We start from the raw sequence: 20,132 nt of genomic DNA on the forward strand, positions 1-20,132 counted from the left end.
TCGTCACGAAAGGGCTATAATCGACCCCGAGCCAGGTATGCTAATGGACAGCGGGGACCGCTTCGCACCCGTCACTGGCGGGCGACGACTGATTCTCGCTCTCGGCGCGATGTACCTCGTACTCGCTGTGGGTTGGGCAGTCGCACCGACGTCCCCGGAGATGTCCCTGTCGAACAGCCTCATCGTCACCGGCTTCATCGGCGGGTCCGGACTCGTCCTCTTCGTCGGCGGCTACCGACTGCCCCGCACCGACGTCCACCCGAAATTTTATCCCGTCATCGCCAGGTGGTGTCTCCTCGGCATCGGAGCGATACTCGCCATTCTCGGGCTCTACAACTTCCAGCCCGGACCGGGCCTCTCGAATCCCGTCCGATCGGTCCTCATCCTCACGGGGTTCAGCGCCGTCGCCGGATACGGCGTGGGGTGGTACGCCTCGCAGGCGAAGACGAACGCCTATCGAGCCGAACGGCAAAACCGGCTGCTGGAACGCACGCAACGGCAACTCGAAGAATCGAACGAACGCCTCGAGGGGTTCGCCTACGCCGCCTCTCACGACCTGCAGGAACCCCTCCGGATGGTGTCGAGTTACGTGCGACTCATCGAGCGGCGGTACGGCGACGACCTCGACGACGACGGCGAGGAGTTCATCGAGTACGCCATCGACGGGACGGAGCGCATGCGCGAGATGATCGACGGCCTGCTCGAGTACTCGCGCGTGGATACGCGCGGCGAACCGCTCGAACCCGTCGATCTCGACGCGGTGCTCGCGGACGTGCGCCAGGATCTCGAACTCCGGATCGAGGAGACCGACGCGACGATCGAAACCGACGAGTTGCCCCGCGTTCAGGGCGACGAGACCCAGTTGCGCCAGCTTTTCCAGAACCTGCTCTCGAACGCGATCGAGTACAGCGGCGAGGGTCCGCCGCGGATCGACGTGTCCGCCGAACGGGAGGCCACCGAGTGGGTCGTCTCGGTTCGCGATCGCGGCATCGGGATCGATCCGGCGGACCAGGATCGGGTCTTCGAGGTCTTCCAGCGTCTCCACACGCAGGAAGAACACTCGGGGACGGGGATCGGACTCGCGATCTGCAAGCGGATCGTCGAGCGCCACGGCGGCGAGATCTGGATCGATTCGGAGCCGGGTGCGGGGACGACGTTCGCGTTCACGTTACCGGAAGCAACCGCCGGAACGGACGATCGGTCGACGGCGACCGATTCGGTGTCGACCTGATCGATCGCGCCGATCGTTACGAAAAAATCGACGCGAAAGCCTCGCCCTTCAGCGCGGGGAAGTCAAGAAAGCACGTACTGGAGATCAGGACCCAGGACGCCGAGGGCGAGCCCCGAGACGAGCAGCGACAGGCCGGCCAGAACCAGCAGGCTCTGGACCCAGTCGCGGGCGGAGCCGTCGCGACCTACGCCCTCGAGCCGCCGGTGGATCGCGTCCGCTTTCGTCCCGATCGGGTCCGGAAACGACGCCAGGACCTCGAACGGTTCCGCCGGATCCAGCGCGCCGACGAGCAGTGCGAACCCGAGGAAGACGACGAACCCGATCGGGGGGACGAGTGCGAGCGCGACCCACGGGTTCGCGATCGCCGTCGAGAGGGCGACGATGGGGACGGCCGCGAAGGCAGTCGCCAGCGCCACCCGCCCGAGGCGCGCGTCCGCGAGGGGGTCGAAGCCGACGAGGCGCGCGGTCCAGCAGTGGAAGACGAACATCGATCCGTACCCCACGCTGGTCGCGACGGCCGCACCGTGCATCCCGTATCGGGGGATGAGCGCGACGTTGAGCACGACGTTGATGACGGCTGCGCTGCCGGTGGCAAGGATCGGGTACCTGAGGGCCCCGTTGCCCTGCGAGACCGCGAGGATCGGCCGGGCGAGCGCGAAGCCGAGCGCGCCCGGGAGCAACAGCAGGAGGGGCTCGATCGCCGGGACGGCCTCCTCGCCGAAGTAGATCGGGACGGCGACGTCCGCAAGGGCCGCGAGTCCAACCGCCATGACGGCCGTCAGCAGGAACGTGTACCGCGTCGTCCGCGAGGCCAGTTTCGAAATCTCTCGGTGGCGGTTCTGTGACCACAGTTCCGACGTGGAGTGGACGAACACCGTCTGGATCGCCAGCGGGACGAACCAGAGGAACTCGGCGAGCGTGAGCGCCGCCCGGTAGTTCCCCACGGCCGAACTCTCGCTGAAGCGCTGGAGCATCACGATGTCGATGTGGTACAGCGACATCAGCAGGAAGACGAGCGCGATGTTCAGCGAGTTGAACGTGAGCATCTTCCGTCGCGGAAACCGGTTCGGCGGGCGGCTGAACACGCACGACAGCGAGATCCGGCGGTGGACGAGCGCCAGACCGGCGACCGTCACGAGCAGGCTCGCGACCAGGTGGCCCGCGAGCGCACCCACGACGCCGACCCCGGCGTAGGTCAACGGGATCGCGATCGCGACGAAGCCGAGTTTGTCGAGGATCTTCAGCGGCTCCGAGTACCGCTCGAGCCCGAAGCCCATGAGCGTCTTCCGGGCGTAGTCGCGAAACTGCGCCGAGATCACGAGCACGGCGAGGACGTAGAAGTACGGCGCCAGTTCGGCCCCGAACGCGCGGGCGACGAGCCCGAACCGGGTCGCGAGGACGAGTACGAGCGCCCCGACGGCGGCGAGCAGAACCGCCAGCCGGAAGTAGAAGCCGACGACGTGTTCGCTCCAGTTCGCCTCGCCGCGATCCTCGGCGAGGAACTTCCGGACGCCGTCCGTGATCCCGGAACTGACGAAGATCATGTAGATCGCGAACACGGAGAGCAAGAACGCGTACTCGCCGAACGCCGATGCACCGAGAAACCGGTACAGGAGCGGCGTGGAGAGCGTCGTCACGACGAGGACGACGAGCTTCGCGCTGACGACCGAGACCACGCCGCTCGTGATACTCCTGTTCACGGCATCACCCCGGATCGATCCACCGACCGGCGAGGCGTTCTCCACGCCGACGTTCGTCCGGCATCCGACGTACTCACGGTTATCGGAAGGAGGGCGACAGCGTGGCGTTATTATACGGGGGTTAAACGGCCAGTGACGGCGAATCCGTGCCGCGGTGGCTCGGACTTTGCGGGAGGGAGGGCCGAAGCGTCGATTCGGGGTACCCGCGGCGCGGTTCCGTCACTCGTAGGAGTTCTCCCAGACGACGACGCCGCTCGCACCGAGGTCGCGGATCCCGTCGACGAGGCGGTTCTTCTTGAAGGCCGGGTTCTCCGACGACGAATAGAGGCAGACGGCCTCGTGACCACCCGACGATTCGAGGTCCGAGTCGCGAACGACTGCGTTGCTCCCGATGTCGATATACGGGTACTGGCTGGCGCGGAGGGTGCTTTTGTAGACCGTGAGATCGGACGCCGTGTTGACGATCGCGTTCCGGTCGACGCCGTTGCGACCGTACTGCGTGACGTCGACGTGGCTGAAGCGACAGCCGTCCCGTTCGCAGCGGATGCCGTCGCGGAAGCCGCTCTCGTCGCCCGCTCGCCCGCTGATCGAGAGGTATTCGGCGAGCACCTGCTCGGTTCGATCGCTGTCCCGGATCCAGAGCGGATAGCCGCCCGCCGTCTCGTGCGTAATCTCCGTGTCGACGATCGTCGTTTCGCCGGCTTCGGGGGAGACGACGATCCCGTGGTTCACGTCCGAGCCCTCGAGTTGCAGGCGCGTGTTCTCGATCCGCGCGCTCTCGCAGGTGTTCATCACCGAGATCGCGTGGCTGGTCGGTTTCGGCGACGTCACCTCGATCGCGGCCCCGTGGACCGTGATGTTCCGGCCGTTCTCCATCCGGATCCCGCGCTGGGATCGGTCCTGCGAGCGCGTGTGATCGACCTCGACCGTCGGCCAGCGGACCTCGCTCCCGCGCCCGCCGACGCGGATGTTCGCGCCGTTGCTGTTCCGGTAGAGGCCCCCGTGGACGATGATCTCCCCGTCGCCGCCGGCCGCGTAGAGTCCGTTGTTCGGGAACGCGCCGAGCCAGCACCGCCGGAACTCGAGGGTTCCCGCGTTCTGGTTGGCCTCGATCCCGATCGGTCCCCGCCAGCGGTTCCCGTCGTTCGGCGTGTTCTCGACCCATGCACCGCCGTCCGGCGCGCGGAACCGTTCGACGATCCCCCAGCCGTCGGAGTCGGTGACGTTGAACATCCCCGGCCCCCAGGTACCGCTGTCGTGCTGGCCGTGAATCGTCACGTCGCGCACTTCGAGCCGATCGGAGACGTAGGCCTCGATCGTCCGAATCCCGGTGTCGGGCGCCGTCTGATCGACGTCGAACCCCTCGAACCGGAGCTGTCGACCGGGACTGTAGGAGACGCCGAGGCGGAACAGCCGGTACTGCGGGCCGTCGAACGCGTAATAGTCGGCCGGCACCAGCGTCGCGCCGTCGCCGACGAAGCCGACGTTCTCGAACCCCGTAAACCGGAACTGTTCGTCCATGAAGTACCGTCCCTCGGGAAAGACGAACAGCGTGTCGTCGGCGCGTTCGGCCTCGAGCACGGGCGTGATCGATTCGTTCCCGGTATCGTCCGCCCCCGCCTCGACGACGTCGACGACGGTCGCGTAGTCGTCGTAGTAGTGCGCGTACGGATCCGACGTCGACGCGCTCGCAGTCGTCGTCAGTCCGATGCCGGTTGCACCCGCAGCCGTGAGTCCCTGCAAGAAGGTCCGTCGCGATCGTTCCGAAACAGTTGCATTCTCTACAGTCTGCGAAACAGTCGTATCCTGTACAACCGATCGGTCGTCACCCCGACGGTCCGACCGAGAACGAGGAACGTCCCCACGATTCGAATTCCGCATATCACTTCGATCCGACATTGATAGCCACTTTCCAGTGGGAATGTAGGGGTCCAGTAACTACGGGTTCGGATAGCAAGCTTTTAAGTCCGACTCCGACCGCCAACCGCGACGTCGACCGGTATCGTCACGCCGCGGGCAGGCGTTTAATACCTACCTAAGCGGGGAATCCGCGACACGGCCTGCCCCGCTTCGACGAGCCACGATCGGACCCGGCCGGGCGGATCGACGAGTCGTCGATCGGCGATCACCCGACCTCGTCCGGCGAGTGTTCGTGCTCGATCGTCGCGGCGATCAACTCCGAGACGGCGCGTCGAAGCCGCTGGGAGACCGCCGAATCCGAAATCTCGAGCCGATCGGCGAGGTCGTCCTGGGTGATCTCCCGCGGAATCTCGTAGTAGCCGGCGTAGTACGCCATCGTGAGAATGTCGCGCTGTCGTTCAGTCAGGAAGTACGTCCTGTCGTCGGAGACGGACGAGTCGTACAGTTGCGTCATGCGAAAGGAGATTCCCTGGTCGCGACAGCACGCCTGAAAGGCGGTCAGCGCGTCCCGATCCGGGAGGTGGACCCGGGTGATCCACCCCTTCTGACCGCTCGTGACGGAGAAGACGAACACCCCGTGTGCGGCACACTGGTGAGGGACGATCTCGAGGTCCGTCTCGACCGTGACGCGATAGATCGTCCGGTTCTCGAACGTGGCGACCCGGGTCCTGTCCGCGACGGTGGGGTCGGCCGCAATCGCGTTCTCGATGGTCTCGTACTCGTCGCTGAAGGCGGACACGAAGTGCAGTCGTCGCCCGTCGACCGTCGTCCCGTACTCGTATCTGAACGTCACGCCGGGACACCGCTCGATCGTCGGCCCCAGCGGCAGTTCGTCGTGGACGAGGTTGACTTCTGCGATAAATCCCATTGAGAGATCGATGTCGTACCCGATCGTCCGGCCCTCCAGCCCTTACTTATACCGCGAGTAAGGACCGTTGTGCCGACGCGAACGGACCACCATCGAGCCGACTCGCACGGTCTGCCGGACCGATGTCCCGGCACAACCGCAGTGGGGCTTACGGTCGGCTGGAACTGACTTCCAGCGGACCGTATCAGTTCAGGTAGCCGAGGTCGGCCAGTCGATCGGTCACGTCCGCGTCCGGTTCCGATCGGTCGCCGTCGGCGTCGCCGTCGTACGCCGGATAGGACGTCGATTCGATCGGGTCGACGACCGGGACGACGCTCCCGTCCATGCGATCGCTGTAGGGAACGCCCATCGCGGCCATCACCGTCGGCGCGACGTCGAAGATGTGCGCCCGATCGATCGCGGCGTCCTCGTCGACGCCCTCGCCCGCCGCCACGAAGACGCCGTCGAGTTTGTGATTCCACGGTTCGGCCGGCCCGAAGTAGTCGCCGGGGCCGACCTGTTCGGTGAGCACGTGCTCGAAGTCGGCGGGGATCGTGACGACGTCGACCGTGTCCTCGACGGCCGCTCCGTGGAAGTACCGCTCTCGCGGCGCAACCGTTTCGAAGAACGGGTCACCGTCGGGCGTTTCGACGCCCTGGAGGTCCCGGATGAGTTCCTCGCGGAGTTCCTCGTACTCCTCGGGCGGCACGACGCCCGCCGGGTCCCGCCCCTCGAGGTTGATCCGGATACCGAGTTCGGTCCGTGCACGCACGTAAGCTTTCGACTCGGCGAAGTCGACCTGCTCGTTCGCCGTTCTCGAGATGCCGCCCGGCGCGTACTCGATCGCGAGGTCCGCCAGCCCGACCCGCTCGAGGGCGGCCCTGATCCGGCTGGCGGTGACGCCGAACCGGGCGGCGATCGAGGCCGCGCGCGCGGCCGCTCCGGGCTCCCAGCTCTCGCACTCCTCGCCCTCGCGAAGTCGTCTTCGCATCGGCGTCCACGACGGCATTCCTTTCCCGCCCGTCGTCGTCTCGAGGTAGCCCTCGTCGCGCAGGAATTCGTTGATCCGGAACTCGTAGCCATCGTAGGGTCCCATCCCGTGATCGCTCACGAGGAAGACCCGGTCCGGGTCGCAGGCCTCGAGCGTCGCCGCGATCTGTTCGTCCGCCGCCTCGTAGACGCTGTCGACGTGGCGCTCCTCGCCGTCGAACTCGTGGAAGACCGTGTCGGTCTTCTGGAACTGGAGGAAGCCGAAGTCCGGGTCGTACTCGTCGACGAGGTAGCGAAACGCCTCGCCGCGCATCCGGATCAGGCTCCGGTACTCCTCGATCTTCGCGACGTCCGACAGCGAGTCGTCGTCACGCGTGTAGCTCGGGTAGACGCGGTAGTCGCCGATCGCGTCGCGAACCTCCTCCAGCAGTCCGTCGGGGTGACAGGACGGATCCTCGGGACCGAGAAAGCCCGGGATCACGGCCCCGTCGAACTCGTCGGGCGGGTGGGTGACCGGCGCGTTGACGACGACGCTCGACCGATCGTGGCGGTCGAGCAGGGTCCACAGCGGGTGTTCGCGGACGTCCTCGTTGCTCGTCACGTGCCAGTCGTAGCCGTCGTAGCCGACGAAGCCGATCGTGCCGTGTTTCCCGGGGTTGACCCCGGTGTAGATCGACGGCCAGGCGCTGGGCGTCCACGGCGGGATCTGGGACTCGAGCGGCGCGGTCACGCCCTCCGAACAGAGCCGTTCGACCGTGGGTATCCGATCGTCGTCGAACAGTCGCTCGAAGACAGGGAGACAGCCCGCATCGATCCCGACGAGTAACGTCTCCAGGCCGGTTGATTCGGTCGCGGTACTCCTCGATGCGTCGTCGTCTCGGCGGAACGTCCGGGTCATCGGTTCAGTGAAGATCGGTCGGTACCAGTCGATACGGTCGGCCGCTGCCGACGGCACCACGGCAGCGGTATCGTTCGGTACAACACGGGTAACTACCCCGTTCGAGGTAGCTGGAACACTTCATTATCGGTTCGTTAAACGCTTCTACCGCCTGAAAACGAGGTCCGCGATGCCGGGCGATCGATCGTCGAACGACCCGATCACCGCCCGCGATCGGCCCCGGAGTGACGGGGGGTGTCACGAGGCCGCGTCGATCGCGTCCTCGAGCACCTCGACGGCGATCGCTTCGAGTTGCTCGGCCCGGTCTCCGGTCCGGGCCTCGGCCGTGATCCGCACGACGGGTTCGGTCCCGCTCGCACGCAGGAGGATCCACCCCTCGTCGAGGTCGACGTAGACGCCGTCGAGCGTCTCGACGTCCTCGTACCGATCCTGGACGCGATCGCTGACCCGGTCCATGACGGCCGCCTTGTCCGCGACCTCGATCGACCTGCGGCGGATGGGGTAGGTTTCGACGCTCGCGACGGGTTCCGAGAGCGGCCCCCGATCGGCGACGAGTTCGACGAGTTTGCACGCGGCGAGCGGCCCGTCCGGGCACAGCGTTTCCTCGGGCCAGATCCACGCGCCGCTCGGTTCGCCGCCGAAGACGACGTCCGGGTCCGTGGTTCGCTCCGCGACGAAGACGTCGCCAACCTGCGTTCGCCGCACCGACGCGCCGACCTCGGCCAGCGCGTCGTCGACGGCCATGCTCGTGTCGACCGGCGCGGCGACGGCGTCGCCGTCGCTCGCGGCCTCGCGTGCAAAGAGCGCGAGGAGCACGTCTTTCGGGACGAACGTCCCCGTCTCGTCGACCGCGAGCATCCGATCGGCGTCGCCGTCGTGGCCGATGCCAAGTTGCGCGTCCGTCGATTCGACGAGCGAGGAGAGGTCGGAGAGCGTCTCCGCGGTCGGTTCGCTCGGACGACCCGGAAAGCTCCCGTCTCGCTGTCCGTTCAGCGTGACGACGTCGCAGCCGAGGTCGGCGAGGACGCGGGCGGTGATCCCGCCGGTCCCGTTCCCGACGTCGACGATGACGCTCGGCGGGTCGTCGATCGAGACGGCCTCCCGCAGTGCCGTCCCGTGACGATCGATCGCGTTCGCGAACGGTTCGATCGAGCCCTGGCCGTCCCACGGCTGGAGGTCGAATTCCCCCCGGTCGACGCGCCGAGCGATCGCCCGGCGCTGGTCGGGGTCGAACGCCTTGCCGGAGGCGGACCAGAGTTTGAGCCCGTTGTCCGGCGCGGGGTTGTGCGAGGCCGTGACGACGACGCCCGCGTCGGCGTCCGCCCACGAAACGGCTCTCGCGATCGTCGGCGTCGGCGCGACGCCGGCCTCGAGGACGTCCGCACCGCACTCCCGGAGGCCGGCGGTCAGCGCGTCCGCCAGCACCGCGCCGCTCTCGCGCACGTCCCGCCCGACCACGACCCGATCGTAGCCGTCGGACGCGACGGCACGCCCCACGTCGAGCGCGAGGGCGGCCGTTACTTCGTCCCCGACGGTGCCGCGGATACCGCTCGTTCCGAACATACCGTTCCCCAGTCCGGAATCCCCGATTACTATGCCGTCGTTAACCGGGTGTTCTGCGGGTCACGGAGAATCGAAAGCGGGCTACGGAGAATCGAAGCGAACGGCCACGGCTTCGGCCGAGGGTGGCGGTTACCGATCGCTCGTGACCACTTCGCCTGGGGCGGTCGTCGCTCCCGGCGAGAGCCGCACGCCGGCGTTGAGACTCGTGTTGATGCCCGTCCTGACGCCGTCGCCGAGGACGACGCCGAACTTCCGGCGGCCGGTCGAGACGCGGTCGCCCGAGACGGTCATCTCGACCGGGTCGTCGTCGTGGCGCAGGTTCGCGACCGTCGTTCCCGCGCCGAAGTTGACGTCCCGGCCGAGGAGGCTGTCCCCGACGTAGGAGAGGTGGCCGACGGTGGCCCCGGCCATCAGGACGCTGTTCTTGACCTCGACCCCGTGGCCGATCTTCGCGTCTTCTCCGACGAGGGTCGCCCCGCGGACGTAGGCGTTCGGGCCCACGGTCGCGCCCGATCGAATCAGGGCCGGCCCCTCGACGACGACGCCCGATCGGACCGTCGCCCCCTCCTCGACGACGACCGGCCCCTCGATTTCGGCGTCGTCGCTGACGTCCCCTCGAAGTGACGGCTCCAGGTCGGCCAGTTTCCACTCGTTCGCCTCGAGCAACTCCCACGGCCGTCCCATGTCGAGCCACCGATCGAGTTCCACGTGGCCGACGTCGGATTCGTCGAGTACCCGCGCGAGGACGTCCGTGAGTTCGTACTCGCCGCGTTCGCTCAGCGGCACGTCGAGACAGTCGAGTGCCCCCGCCGGGAAGACGTAGACGCCCGCGTTCGCGAGGTTCCCAGGCGGGTCCGCGGGCTTCTCGACGATTCCCTCGACGGTGCCGTCGGCCACGTTCAGGATCCCGTAGTTCGACGGCTCGTCGACGCGAACCGAGCCGACGGCCGGCCCCGCGTCGAACAGCGCGGAGAGCGACTCCCGATCGAACACGACGTCCCCGTTGAGCACCGCGAACGGCTCGTCCCCGAGAACCTCGCTCGCGGCGCGCAGGGCGCCGCCGGTCCCGTCCTGTTCGTCCTGGGTGGCGTACCGGATCGGGACGCCTCCGTACCGATCGCCGAAGTAGTCGCGGACGACGTCGCCCTCGTAGCCGACGACGAGGACGATTTCGTCGGATCCAGCCTCGATCGCCGCGTCGACGGTGTGTGCGACCAGTGGCCGCCCGGCGACGGGCAACATCGGTTTCGGGATCGATTCGGAGAGCGGACGCATGCGCGTTCCCTGTCCAGCCGCGAGAACGACGGTTTGCATGCTCGCCCGGTCGGCCCGATCGGGTTTTCTTATACAGGCGCTAATGCTGCCGTAGCGTCGATCTGCGGTCGGGTCGTGTCCGTCCGCCGGATGGACGACCGCGTCGAGTTCGTCGCGCCGCTCCGGTCGCACGTCGAACGCCGTGATCATGTAGGGGCTGGCCGTCGCGTGTTCGAGGTAGTCGTCGTCGGCCGCTTCGGTCATCGATGGGGCGAACGGGCGCCACTCCTCCCGGTGGGTAATAGCGAGTGAAACAGTGAGGCGACGACGCGCGATCCGACGATCGAGGCCACCCGTCGAAACCGGTCGAGCACCCCTCTCGCGGCAGTTCGGGCGTCCGCCCCGCGCTGCCCGGCGTATAGTTGCTACACGCGCAGCGAACGATCGAGCGCGCCCGCTCGCGGATCCCATCGAGCGAATTCGGATTAAGGGATCTATCACCAAATGGTGCGACCCGGAACGAGCGGACGATATGGAGCAGAGGGTTTCCAGACGACGCGCATTGGCTGCGCTCGGTGCGACCTCGACCACGCTCGCTAGCGCCGGCTGTCTCGGCCTCTTCTCGGAGGAGGCGGGTGGCGACACCGACGACGGCGGATCGGACGCGGACGTGACAGACGGCGACGGTCCGACCTGGCCCGCGATCGAAACCGGCGAACTGCTCTCGGACTTCGAGGACCTCGATCGGTGGGAAGTCCAGAACGGGCACATCGAGGCCGCCCCGGACGAGGCGCTAACCGGCACACAGGCGGCAGTCGTCGAGAGCGACGACGGGACGGCGGGGGTGAGCAGGTTCTTCCCCGACGGACTCGACCTCGAAGCGTGGGACACCTCGATCGCAGTCCGACCGGATTCCGTGAGTCGAATCGTCGTCGAATTCGTCGCCCCGAGCCGCGAGGAACGGCTCAATACCGTCCGAACGGTGCCCGACGAGTTCGACGGCTGGTTCCGGCTCGACTGCGGCTACGAACACAAGCCGGAGGGCGAACCGGACCTGTCGAACGTCACCCGGCTCAACGTCATCGCGGTCGGTCCCGACGGCGGGCCGACCCGGATGCTGGTCGACGATCTCCGGCGGACCGAGGCCGTCGACAACGGGAAGGCCATCCTCGCGTTCTACGGCGGCCACGACTCCCACTACGATATCGCGGCGGAGCGGCTCGAAGAACGGGGCTGGGCGGGTGCGGTCCCGGTCGATCCCGGGCGCGTCGGGAACCAGGGCCGGATGGACTTCGCGGAGCTGCGGGAGCTCCGGGACCGCGGCTGGGACGTCTGCTCGTACCCGCGATCGGAGAGCGACCTCACCGAGCAACCAGAAGAGCGACAGCGGACCGTTATCGGGAGTGCTCGCAACTCCCTCGCGGACAGCGGCTTCCCCGACGGCTCGCGCCACTTCTTCGCCCCCGACTGGCGACGGATGACCGGGACGACCCACGCGATCGTTCGGGAACTCCACGAGTCGGGGTTCCTGTTCGGAAGCTGTACCACCGGCGCGCCGCCGACCGGGATCCACATGACGCCGGTGATCTGGGGCCCCGCGCTCCACAACGGCGTGCGCCGCCACATCAACCTCTGCGACCAGTACCAGCAGCTCACCGTGATCCGCGTTCCCCGGATCGTCGAGGGGGAGTCGGGCGGGAACAGCATGTCCCTCGCCGACTTCGAACACCTGCTCGACCACATCGAGCACCGCGGTCTCGACGTGATCACACCCTCCGATATCGTCGATGGCACGATGGACGGCGACGACAGCGGAGCCCAGGATGAACCCGAATCGCGGCCGGACGGACGTATCCTCGACGCGGGAGCGTCCTACTCGTTCGAGGGGACCGGAACGAGCGACTCCGCCGAGTTCGAACTCGAGGAGAGCATCCTCATCGGTCAGTTCTCCCACGACGGCGAGTCGGAATTCCTCGTCGACGTGACGCCGATCGACGGCGACCTCGACGATGAACGGCTCGTGACCGCGACGGGAGCCACGAGCGGCGAGTCGATCATGACCGTCGACGGCGGGCGGTATCGGCTCACCGTCGAAGCGGACGGCCCGTGGTCGATCGATCTCGATCAACCCGCGATCCACAGCGACGACCTCGCGGATCTCCCGGTCGAGGCGTCCGGAACCGGGTCCGGGTTCGTCGGACCGCTGTGGACCCCCGACGATCCGAGTCTCAGCGTGACCCACGACGGCGACGGTGCGTTCATCGTCGACGGCTACGGCGCGGACGGAAGCTGGGAACAGATCGTCAACAAAACCGGCGCGTTCGACAACTCGCGATCGTACGCCGCGAGTGGGGTCGTCTGGATCAACGTCGAGGCCGACGGCAACTGGACGCTCGACGTGAGCGACTCGTGAGCGGGCTGTAAGAACTCGTAAGCACCTCGTGAGCGGCGATCGGCAAAAGTAAGCCCGTCGTCCCCAGGCCGCCGCGCTCCCGATCGGACCGTCAGTCGTCGCTTTCGGCGGCGGAGGAGACGGTCTCGTCGTCCGCCAGTTGCGATTCGTCGACGGACGTCGCTGCGCTATCCACGCTGACGCCCTCCCAGTCGTGATCGGCGTGGTACCCCTCGCGCTCTTTCGCGCTCGGCGCGACGCGGATGAACTCGACCCCTTCGCGGGCCTCCGGGATCGTGTGGCCGCCGCAGTAGGAGAGGCCGGACTGGATCCCGGCACAGAACTCCTCGACGACGTCGGCGACCGGTCCCTTGTACGGCGTCAGCGCCTCGACCCCTTCGTCCGCGCGGACGTTGTTCTCCTTGTCGTCGCGCTTCTCGCCGGCGGTCGTCGTCGCCATCCCGCGCGATCGCTTGTAGAGCGTCCCGTCGACCTCGACCACCGCGCTCGGCGCTTCCTCGGTGCCGGCGAAGAGGCTCCCGAGCATCACGGTGTCCGCGCCCGCCATCAGCGCCTTCACGGCGTCGCCGGAGGTTCGGATGCCGCCGTCCGCGCAGACGGTGACGTCCATGTCCTCGGCCGCGTCCGCGCAGTCGTCGACGGCCGTCAGTTGCGGGACGCCGACGCCGGCGACCTTCCGGGTGGTGCAGTGGGACCCGGGGCCGATGCCGACTTTCACGCAGTCGGCACCGGCGGCCGCGAGGTCCTCGACGCCCGCAGGGGTGGCGACGTTGCCGGCGACGAGATCGGTTTCCGGGAACTCGGCCCGGAGCGTTTCGACGGCGTCGATCGTCCGTTCGAGGTGGCCGTGAGCCACGTCGACGACGAGGACGTCGACGCCGGCCTCGACCAGGCCGGCGCTGCGGTCGACGTAGTCCTCGTTGATCCCCACGGCGGCGCCCACCCGTTCGTCGGCATCGGTCACCCGCGCTACCTGATCGGCCTGTTCCTCGGGAGTGAGAAAGCGGTGCAGGACGCCGAGTCCCCCGGTACGCGAGAGTTCGATCGCCAGTTCGGCCTCCGTGACGGTATCCATGGCGGCGGAGACGAGCGGCGTCTCGAGTTCGATCGACGGCGTGAGATTCGTCGCGAGGTCGACGTCGCTTCGACTGTCGACGGGCGATCGGTTCGGGACGAGGAGCACGTCACCGTAGCTCAGCCCGGTGCGAAGATCGTTCATGACCCCTCAAAAGTAGGGCCTCCTGCCGAATACGTGTTCCGACTCCCGTCGATTCCCGCGAGCCCGCCAGTTCGCCGTTCTGGACGAACTCGATCGAAGACCCGGAAGTAGAGCCGAGTCGACGGCCATCAGGCGGCGTCGATCCACCCGAGCGTGTCCGCGCGCGTGAACTCCTCGTCCTCGTCGCGCGCGATTTCGACCACTTCCCCGGCGACGGGTGCCGGCACGTCGACGCTGACTTTCTCCACCTGGATCTCACAGAGCGTCTCACCCTCGTCGACCTGCCGGCCCTCCCTCGCGAACCAGTTGACGACGATGCCTTCCTCCTCCTCGACGTCGTCGGGCCAGACGTCGGCCGCCTCGATCGGCACCCGATCTTCGGTTCCGCTCATCGTTACTCCCGGGTGCGACGGACGGCCGCTTCGATGTCCTCGGCGTCCGGGATGACCTCGTCTTCCATCGGCCGGGCGTACGGAAGCGGAACGTCCGGGACGGCGACCCGCTCGACCGCCTCGAGGTCTGCCAGGCGTTCCTCGGCCGCGCTCGCGACGATCTCGCCGGTCACCCCGAACGATCGGTAGTCCTCGTCGACGACGACCAGTCGTCCCGTCTCGCCGATCGACTCGAGGACCGTCTCCGTGTCGAGCGGAACGAGCGTCCGGAGGTCGATCACCTCGACGTCGATCCCGTCCTCGGCGAGCGTCTCGGCGGCCTCGAGCGCCCGGTGGACGTGGAGGCCGAGCGTGACGACGGTGACGTCGGTCCCTTCGCGCTTGACGTCGGCGCTGCCGAAGGGGACCGTGTACGGTTCGTCCGGTACCGGCGTCTTGGGGCCGTCGGGGGCGGGCATCCACCCGATCCCCATCAGCCGCTTGTGGAACATGTAGACCACCGGGTCGTCGTCGCGGATGGCGTTGTGCATCAGCCCCTTCGCGTCGTAGGCGGTCGACGGGACGACGACCTTCATTCCCGGGAGGTGGGCGAAGGTGCCGTACAGCGTCTGGGAGTGCTGGGCGGCGTCGTTGTAGGTGCCGCCGACGGCGGTCGTCAGTACCATCGGAACGGAGACGCTTCCGCCGCTCATGTACGTGTTCTTCGCCATCTGGTTGTAGATCTGGTCCATCGCGACGCCGAAGAAGTCGACGAACATCAGTTCGGCGATCGGCCGCATTCCGGCCTGGGCCGCGCCGACGGCGGCCCCGAGGTAGGCCGTCTCGCTGATCGGCACGTCCATCACCCGATCGTAGCCGAACTCCTCGCGGAGCCCCTCCGTGCTGTCGAAGATGCCGCCGTAGTCGGCGACGTCTTCGCCCATGTAGAACACCTCGTCGTCCTCGCGCATCTCGTGGGCGATCGCCTCGACCATCGCGCGACTCATCGTCAGTTCCCGTTCGACCGCCTGCGGTTCTTGCTGTGCCATCAGTCGTCACCCTCTGATTCCGCCAGTTCGTGGTTCGGTTCGTCGGTCGTCACGCCCGAGGGCGGGTTGACGAAGACGTCCTCGTGGGCGTCCGCCGGCTCCGGTTCCGGCTGGTCTTTGGCCCACTCGATCGCCTCGTCGACGCGATCGTGGGCCCGCTCGCGGATCGCCTCGATGTCGTCGTCCGAGACGCCGGCCGCCCGCAGATCGTCTGCGAGCCGTTCGATCGAGTCGCGCTCCTGTGCGGCTTCCGTGTCCGCGTCCGGGCGATAGCTCTGCGGATCGCCCATGAAGTGTCCCATCCGGCGGTGGACCTGGACCTCCATCAGGGTCGGGCCGTTGTCCGCCCGCGCGCGGCCGATCGCGTCCTTCGCGGCGTCGTACACTGCCGTCGCGTCGTCGTAGTCGACGCGAACGCCCGGCATGCCGAAGCCGTCCGCGCGCCGGGAGCCGTCCTCGACGTCGGTGATCCGGTCTTTGGGCATGCTGATCGCCCAGTCGTTGTCCTCGATCACGAAGACGACCGGCAGTTCCTGGACGGCCGCCAGGTTGAGCGACTCGAGGAACGCCCCCTGGCTGATCGCGCCCTCCCCGAGGACGGCGACGGCGACGCTGTCCTCGTTTCGTTTCTTCGCCGCGAGCCCGGCCCCGACCGCCGGCGGACAGCCCTCGGCGATGATGCCGCTACAGGCGAAGTTGACGTCCGGATCGAACAGGTGCATGTGGCCGCCCTTTCCCCCGCTCAGGCCGGTCTGTCGGCCGAAGATTTCGGCCGTCATCCGCTTCAGGTCGACACCCTTGGCGATCGCGACGTGGTGTGGCCGGTGCGGGGCCGTCACCGTATCGTCGTCGCGAAGGTGTCGACAGACGCCCGCGGCCGCGGCCTCGTGTCCCGCCGCGAGGTGGAGTTCGCCGGGAATCGGTCCGGCCGAGATGTCGAACGCCGGTTGTTTCCCCTCCAGGTACTCCTCCTGAAGGCGCTCCTCGTAGTACCGCGCCGTGACCATGTCCTCGAACATGGCCTGTAATTCGCTAACGGCTACCATGGAAATCCGCGGAAGTATACACCGACCACCTACTTGAGCGTACCCCGAGATCCGCCCGGTGGTTCGCCCGATCGCGAACTCCCGATCGTCGGCCGGATCGTCGCCCTACGAAAGTCGATCCAGACGCCCATTGAGTCCGACATCGACGAACGGAATCACGAAGAGCGGGGCTTGGCGTCGTCCGCGTCAGCAGCGTCGTCGTCCTTATCGACGCTTTCCGTACCGTCATCGTCGTTCGCATCGTTCTCGCCATCACCGACGTCGGTCTCGTCATCACTCACGTCGTTCCCATCGTCGCTCTCTCGATCCTCATCGTCGCTTTCCTCGTTCTCGTCGTCGTCATCATCGTCGCTTTCCTCGTTCTCGCCGTCGTCACTATCGATCGACTCGTTCCCGTCACCGTCCTCTTCGTCAGCGGGCGCGCTATCGTCCGAGTCGCCGTCCTCGCGTTGGTCGTCGTCCCCGGTCTCGTTGCGGTCGGCCGACGCGACCCCGGTATCGGCTCCCGACACGTCATACGCATCCACGGATACCTCGCCGTCGACGACAACGTCGAGCGTTTCGGTGTCAGTAAAGACCGCCTCGGTGTAGCCGATCGCGGAGAGGCCGCTGAGGAGGACGAGTAGGCCGAGAAGCGCGGCTAGCGGTTTACTCGTCACGGACCTCACCTCCGGTCTCCACGCAGTCCGCGTCCCACGAGTCCAGTTCGACGTCCCAGTCGACGGCCGCGTCGGGGTTCTCGGAACCGACGGGGATTTGTTCCTCGGCCCAGTCGAACTGGCTCGAACGGGCCGCCCGAGACGTGTTGGAGGCTATCGACGTCGACCCATTCGATCGCGATTCCTCGGCGGTCCGGGTCTGCGGATCGTCCTGGGCGCCCATCGTCGACTCGGAGGTCTCGGGTTCGCTCTCCGGACTCGAGGGCGGTTCGCTCGGCAGTTGTGACCGCGCGGCGAGCACGAGGGCCAGACTGGTCGTCGAAGCGGTGACCACCACCACCGAGACCATGTCCGGCACGCCGGTCCGGAGATAGCTCGTGTACGTCACCCAGCCGCTGTATCCTGCCAGTGCGGCGAGCAGGATCGGTGAGATCGTCAGATCGATCGCGGTGAGCTGGTACCCATCCGCACCCGCGTCGGCCGCTGTTTCGGCTTCAGATTCGAGGTCTGCGCCGACGTCGTCGCTCGTCGCTCGATCGGTCGCGGCCATCTCCACGGACCGTTTTTCGGTCTTTGTCGCGGCCCCCGGACTCGCCTCCTCGGGTGCCAGCTCGTGATCGGTCGCCGATCGGCCGCCGTCCCTGTCTCCGTCTTTTCCCGATCGCCCCGCGTAGATCGCCCACGCTTCCGAGAGGACGAACGCGGCGATTGGGAGCACGACCAGCGCGGCGAAGCCGAGCGGGGTGTTGACGAACGCGATCATGTAACCGACGAGCGGGATCGTCCCGATGACGTGACCGATGTACTGATCCGCATTCACAGGGGCCGAGTCGACGTTGTCGTTCGCATCACCCTGGGTCCGGAACTGGCGGTCGTCGCCGCTCCCCTCCACCGAGACGACGCGATGGGTCGTCGGCGTCCCCTCGTCCGATCGCTGGTAGGTGATCACGTCCCCGCTCTCGACCGTCGACGGATCGGTGTCCGCGACGAGGACCACGTCCCCCGGCGAGATCGCCGGCTCCATGCTGCCCGAGAGCACGACGAAGCTATACTGGGCGCCGACGAGTTGGGGGACCGCGACCACGACGAACGGGATGACGACGGCGACCACGAGCAGGGTTGCGGCGATCCGTCCCGCTCGTCGCAACTTCTCACCCGACACCGGACCGAGCCAGCCGGAGTCGTCGTCCGACGGCTGGCGCTCCGATTCCGGTGGCCCGTTCGGATCGGAATCCGTCACCGAGTTCGATGGGATCCCAGAATCGGAATCCGCCTCCGTTTCCGCCGCCGGTACTCGCTCGGCCGTCTCCGCCTCGTGTGTCGGTCGATCCGTCTCCGCCGTCTCCCCTGTCGTTCGCTCTCTCATGTCAGTGACACCCTCCCTCGGCCGCACAGATCGCGATTGTCACGTGGCTGATTCCGTAGTACTCCGGAGAATCGTCGCCGGAATCGCGTCGTGGCGCGTACACGAGTCCGTCCCCGTCGCTCCCCTCGAGCGCTCCAGTCGTATTCTCGAACGGCCCGTCGACCGGCGGTTCGTACGTCTCGATCGCCGGACCGGTGCCGTCCGGATCCCGACCGCCGGCGACGTCGACTCGACAGAGCGCCGGTCCTCGGTGGCCGTCCTCATCGACGATGTCGAACGCGATCGCGACGGTTTCCCGATCGCCGCTGTCGGGCTTGTCTGCGACGTCCGTGACGCGGAGTTCGTATCTCGACGCCCCCTCGGAGAACGCGTACGTTCCCGGCTCGATCCGATTCTCACCGATCCCGGCCGGCCCGTCGGCCTCGAGTTCCAGTTTGCCGACGTCGAGACAGCAGGGGCAGGGATCGGCTGGCGGGCACGGTGGAGCGGGGTCGAATGGCGGCGCGGACCGATCCGTGTGCCTGCACTGGCGTCCGACGACCGCCAGCGACGGCGCCGCCGACTCGTCGCCGACGTATCCCGCGATGTCCCACTTGACCCGGAGACACACCGCGTCGCCGGGGGCGACGCACTCGCGCCCGTCGATCGGCGCGTCGGGGTCCCGGCCGCCGTCGAGGGCGATTCCCCTTGCGAGGATGTCGAACACGTCGCGGAACGATCCCGCTGTCAGTTCCCCGCCGGGCAACGGGTCGCCGGTTTCACAGTTCGCGTACGAGAGGGTGAGACGAGCGACCTCGCCGAACGTTCCGAGGGACCCAGAATCGGGACACGTCCCCCTGAGCCAGAGGTCGGCGGGATTGTTCTCCGTTCGCTCCGTCGGTCCGATCTCAAGGACCGCAGCCCCACGCCTGTGGTGCCCGTCGTACGCGATCGGAAGGTCGAAGCGACCGTCGCTTCGGCCCGTTTCGCCGGCGTTCGGCCCGTCGACGAGCTCCCAGTCGATTCGCAGATCCAGCGCGCCCGTCGTGAGGACGGCGCCGACTCGCTCCGCGTCGCTGAGCAACGACGTCGTCGCTCCGTTCGTCGCAAGGCCGCCGGATCCGACCGCCACCCCCGCGAGCAGGCGGCGACGCGTGATGCCCGGTCGATCGTCAGCCATCGACGCGGGATCCACCTCCGTTCTGCCCGTCCTCGAAGAACCGGCGGCGTCGCGCGCCGCACTCCGACGGTCGATCTCGAGGACTGCGTTCGCGCATGAGTTGTTCGATCGACTCTCGATCGATTCCGTACCCGGATATGTATACTCCGTGTACCGCCCGGTACACCGGCCGTGTCGGGCCGGTATACTCGTCATACCGGCCGCGTATCCGCATCAAACCGTCGCCGAGACCGCACTCGGTGCTGCCGATCAGCCCGGCCCCCGACACCGATCGGTTTCGGAACGGTCGTTCGCTCACTGTGTCTCCGCTCATCATCTCCCCCGGACGGCCCACCGGCGGAGTCGAACCGCCGTCGCACCCGTGTGGGCCGATCGATCGCGAACGAGGGTGACGCGACCGCGTCGCGGTTCGCGCGCCGTCGATCGTCGCGTCTCGCGCCTCGATCG

The 20,132-nt window shown here is 67.4% G+C and carries 15 protein-coding genes; 2 read left to right on the top strand and 13 right to left on the bottom strand.

Features of this window, described 5'->3' with window-relative positions:
- Nucleotides 1-43 precede the first annotated feature (43 nt).
- Nucleotides 44-1,231, top strand: a complete 1,188-nt coding sequence (locus MUN73_RS14945) for a sensor histidine kinase (RefSeq protein ID WP_250141297.1) — start codon at nucleotides 44-46, stop codon at nucleotides 1,229-1,231.
- A 62-nt stretch (nucleotides 1,232-1,293) separates the two neighbouring features.
- Here the strand turns inward: MUN73_RS14945 and MUN73_RS14950 are convergent, their stop codons facing one another.
- The 6 genes from MUN73_RS14950 to glmU form a co-directional block, all read right to left on the bottom strand.
- Entirely contained in the window at nucleotides 1,294-2,931 is a 1,638-nt protein-coding gene (locus tag MUN73_RS14950; protein WP_250141298.1) for a flippase, read from the bottom strand.
- 219 nt (nucleotides 2,932-3,150) lie between these two features.
- On the bottom strand, nucleotides 3,151-4,830 hold the full coding sequence (locus MUN73_RS14955; RefSeq protein ID WP_250141299.1) for a right-handed parallel beta-helix repeat-containing protein: 1,680 nt from the start codon (nucleotides 4,828-4,830) through the stop codon (nucleotides 3,151-3,153).
- Between the two features lie 226 nt (nucleotides 4,831-5,056).
- Nucleotides 5,057-5,719: a helix-turn-helix domain-containing protein gene (locus tag MUN73_RS14960; protein ID WP_250141300.1), complete on the bottom strand. Its 663-nt coding sequence runs from the start codon at nucleotides 5,717-5,719 to the stop codon at nucleotides 5,057-5,059.
- A gap of 184 nt (nucleotides 5,720-5,903) precedes the next feature.
- Entirely contained in the window at nucleotides 5,904-7,586 is a 1,683-nt protein-coding gene (locus MUN73_RS14965) for an alkaline phosphatase family protein (protein ID WP_250141301.1), read from the bottom strand.
- A 237-nt stretch (nucleotides 7,587-7,823) separates the two neighbouring features.
- Complete coding sequence (gene glmM, locus MUN73_RS14970) at nucleotides 7,824-9,149, bottom strand: phosphoglucosamine mutase (RefSeq protein WP_250141302.1); 1,326 nt, start codon at nucleotides 9,147-9,149, stop codon at nucleotides 7,824-7,826.
- 129 nt (nucleotides 9,150-9,278) lie between these two features.
- Complete coding sequence (gene glmU / locus MUN73_RS14975) at nucleotides 9,279-10,874, bottom strand: bifunctional sugar-1-phosphate nucleotidylyltransferase/acetyltransferase (protein WP_265339238.1); 1,596 nt, start codon at nucleotides 10,872-10,874, stop codon at nucleotides 9,279-9,281.
- 61 nt (nucleotides 10,875-10,935) lie between these two features.
- Here glmU and MUN73_RS14980 point away from each other — a divergent pair, with 61 nt between their 5' ends.
- Nucleotides 10,936-12,816, top strand: coding sequence for a polysaccharide deacetylase family protein (locus MUN73_RS14980; RefSeq protein WP_250141304.1), 1,881 nt, complete (start codon nucleotides 10,936-10,938; stop codon nucleotides 12,814-12,816).
- 91 nt (nucleotides 12,817-12,907) lie between these two features.
- Here the strand turns inward: MUN73_RS14980 and MUN73_RS14985 are convergent, their stop codons facing one another.
- The 7 genes from MUN73_RS14985 to MUN73_RS15015 form a co-directional block, all read right to left on the bottom strand.
- The gene (locus tag MUN73_RS14985) at nucleotides 12,908-14,035 is read right to left on the bottom strand and encodes a guanosine monophosphate reductase (RefSeq protein WP_250141305.1); all 1,128 of its coding nucleotides are present in this window, start codon (nucleotides 14,033-14,035) and stop codon (nucleotides 12,908-12,910) included.
- Nucleotides 14,036-14,163: 128 nt separating this feature from the next.
- Nucleotides 14,164-14,427 carry a lipoyl domain-containing protein gene (locus MUN73_RS14990; protein ID WP_250141306.1) on the bottom strand — a complete coding sequence of 88 codons (264 nt, stop codon included), beginning with the start codon at nucleotides 14,425-14,427 and terminating at the stop codon, nucleotides 14,164-14,166.
- Between the two features lie 2 nt (nucleotides 14,428-14,429).
- Nucleotides 14,430-15,455 carry an alpha-ketoacid dehydrogenase subunit beta gene (locus tag MUN73_RS14995; RefSeq protein ID WP_250141307.1) on the bottom strand — a complete coding sequence of 342 codons (1,026 nt, stop codon included), beginning with the start codon at nucleotides 15,453-15,455 and terminating at the stop codon, nucleotides 14,430-14,432.
- On the bottom strand, nucleotides 15,455-16,474 hold the full coding sequence (locus MUN73_RS15000; RefSeq protein ID WP_250141360.1) for a thiamine pyrophosphate-dependent dehydrogenase E1 component subunit alpha: 1,020 nt from the start codon (nucleotides 16,472-16,474) through the stop codon (nucleotides 15,455-15,457). The genes MUN73_RS14995 and MUN73_RS15000 overlap by 1 nt, the downstream gene beginning before the upstream one ends.
- A 182-nt stretch (nucleotides 16,475-16,656) precedes the next feature.
- Nucleotides 16,657-17,160, bottom strand: coding sequence for a hypothetical protein (locus MUN73_RS15005; protein ID WP_250141308.1), 504 nt, complete (start codon nucleotides 17,158-17,160; stop codon nucleotides 16,657-16,659).
- Nucleotides 17,150-18,526: a signal peptidase I gene (locus MUN73_RS15010; RefSeq protein WP_250141309.1), complete on the bottom strand. Its 1,377-nt coding sequence runs from the start codon at nucleotides 18,524-18,526 to the stop codon at nucleotides 17,150-17,152. Before MUN73_RS15010 ends, MUN73_RS15005 begins: the two co-directional genes overlap by 11 nt.
- A 1-nt stretch (nucleotide 18,527) precedes the next feature.
- Nucleotides 18,528-19,685: a hypothetical protein gene (locus MUN73_RS15015; RefSeq protein WP_250141310.1), complete on the bottom strand. Its 1,158-nt coding sequence runs from the start codon at nucleotides 19,683-19,685 to the stop codon at nucleotides 18,528-18,530.
- Nucleotides 19,686-20,132: the final 447 nt, after the last annotated feature.

The organism is Halosolutus amylolyticus (genome assembly GCF_023566055.1).
GTDB classification, from domain to species: Archaea; Halobacteriota; Halobacteria; order Halobacteriales; family Natrialbaceae; genus Halosolutus; species Halosolutus amylolyticus.

Excerpts from the sequence above, each read along its gene's own strand:
- MUN73_RS14990 (WP_250141306.1), bottom strand. The coding sequence starts at position 14,427 with ATGAGCGGAACCGAAGATCGGGTGCCGATCGAGGCGGCCGACGTCTGG.
- MUN73_RS15015 (WP_250141310.1), bottom strand. The coding sequence starts at position 19,685 with ATGGCTGACGATCGACCGGGCATCACGCGTCGCCGCCTGCTCGCGGGG.
- MUN73_RS14960 (WP_250141300.1), bottom strand. The coding sequence starts at position 5,719 with ATGGGATTTATCGCAGAAGTCAACCTCGTCCACGACGAACTGCCGCTG.
- MUN73_RS14955 (WP_250141299.1), bottom strand. The coding sequence starts at position 4,830 with ATGTCGGATCGAAGTGATATGCGGAATTCGAATCGTGGGGACGTTCCT.
- MUN73_RS14980 (WP_250141304.1), top strand. The coding sequence starts at position 10,936 with ATGGAGCAGAGGGTTTCCAGACGACGCGCATTGGCTGCGCTCGGTGCG.
- MUN73_RS14985 (WP_250141305.1), bottom strand. The coding sequence starts at position 14,035 with ATGAACGATCTTCGCACCGGGCTGAGCTACGGTGACGTGCTCCTCGTC.
- MUN73_RS14965 (WP_250141301.1), bottom strand. The coding sequence starts at position 7,586 with ATGACCCGGACGTTCCGCCGAGACGACGACGCATCGAGGAGTACCGCG.
- glmM (WP_250141302.1), bottom strand. The coding sequence starts at position 9,149 with ATGTTCGGAACGAGCGGTATCCGCGGCACCGTCGGGGACGAAGTAACG.
- glmU (WP_265339238.1), bottom strand. The coding sequence starts at position 10,874 with ATGGGATCCGCGAGCGGGCGCGCTCGATCGTTCGCTGCGCGTGTAGCA.
- MUN73_RS15000 (WP_250141360.1), bottom strand. The coding sequence starts at position 16,474 with ATGTTCGAGGACATGGTCACGGCGCGGTACTACGAGGAGCGCCTTCAG.
- MUN73_RS15010 (WP_250141309.1), bottom strand. The coding sequence starts at position 18,526 with ATGAGAGAGCGAACGACAGGGGAGACGGCGGAGACGGATCGACCGACA.
- MUN73_RS14945 (WP_250141297.1), top strand. The coding sequence starts at position 44 with ATGGACAGCGGGGACCGCTTCGCACCCGTCACTGGCGGGCGACGACTG.
- MUN73_RS14995 (WP_250141307.1), bottom strand. The coding sequence starts at position 15,455 with ATGGCACAGCAAGAACCGCAGGCGGTCGAACGGGAACTGACGATGAGT.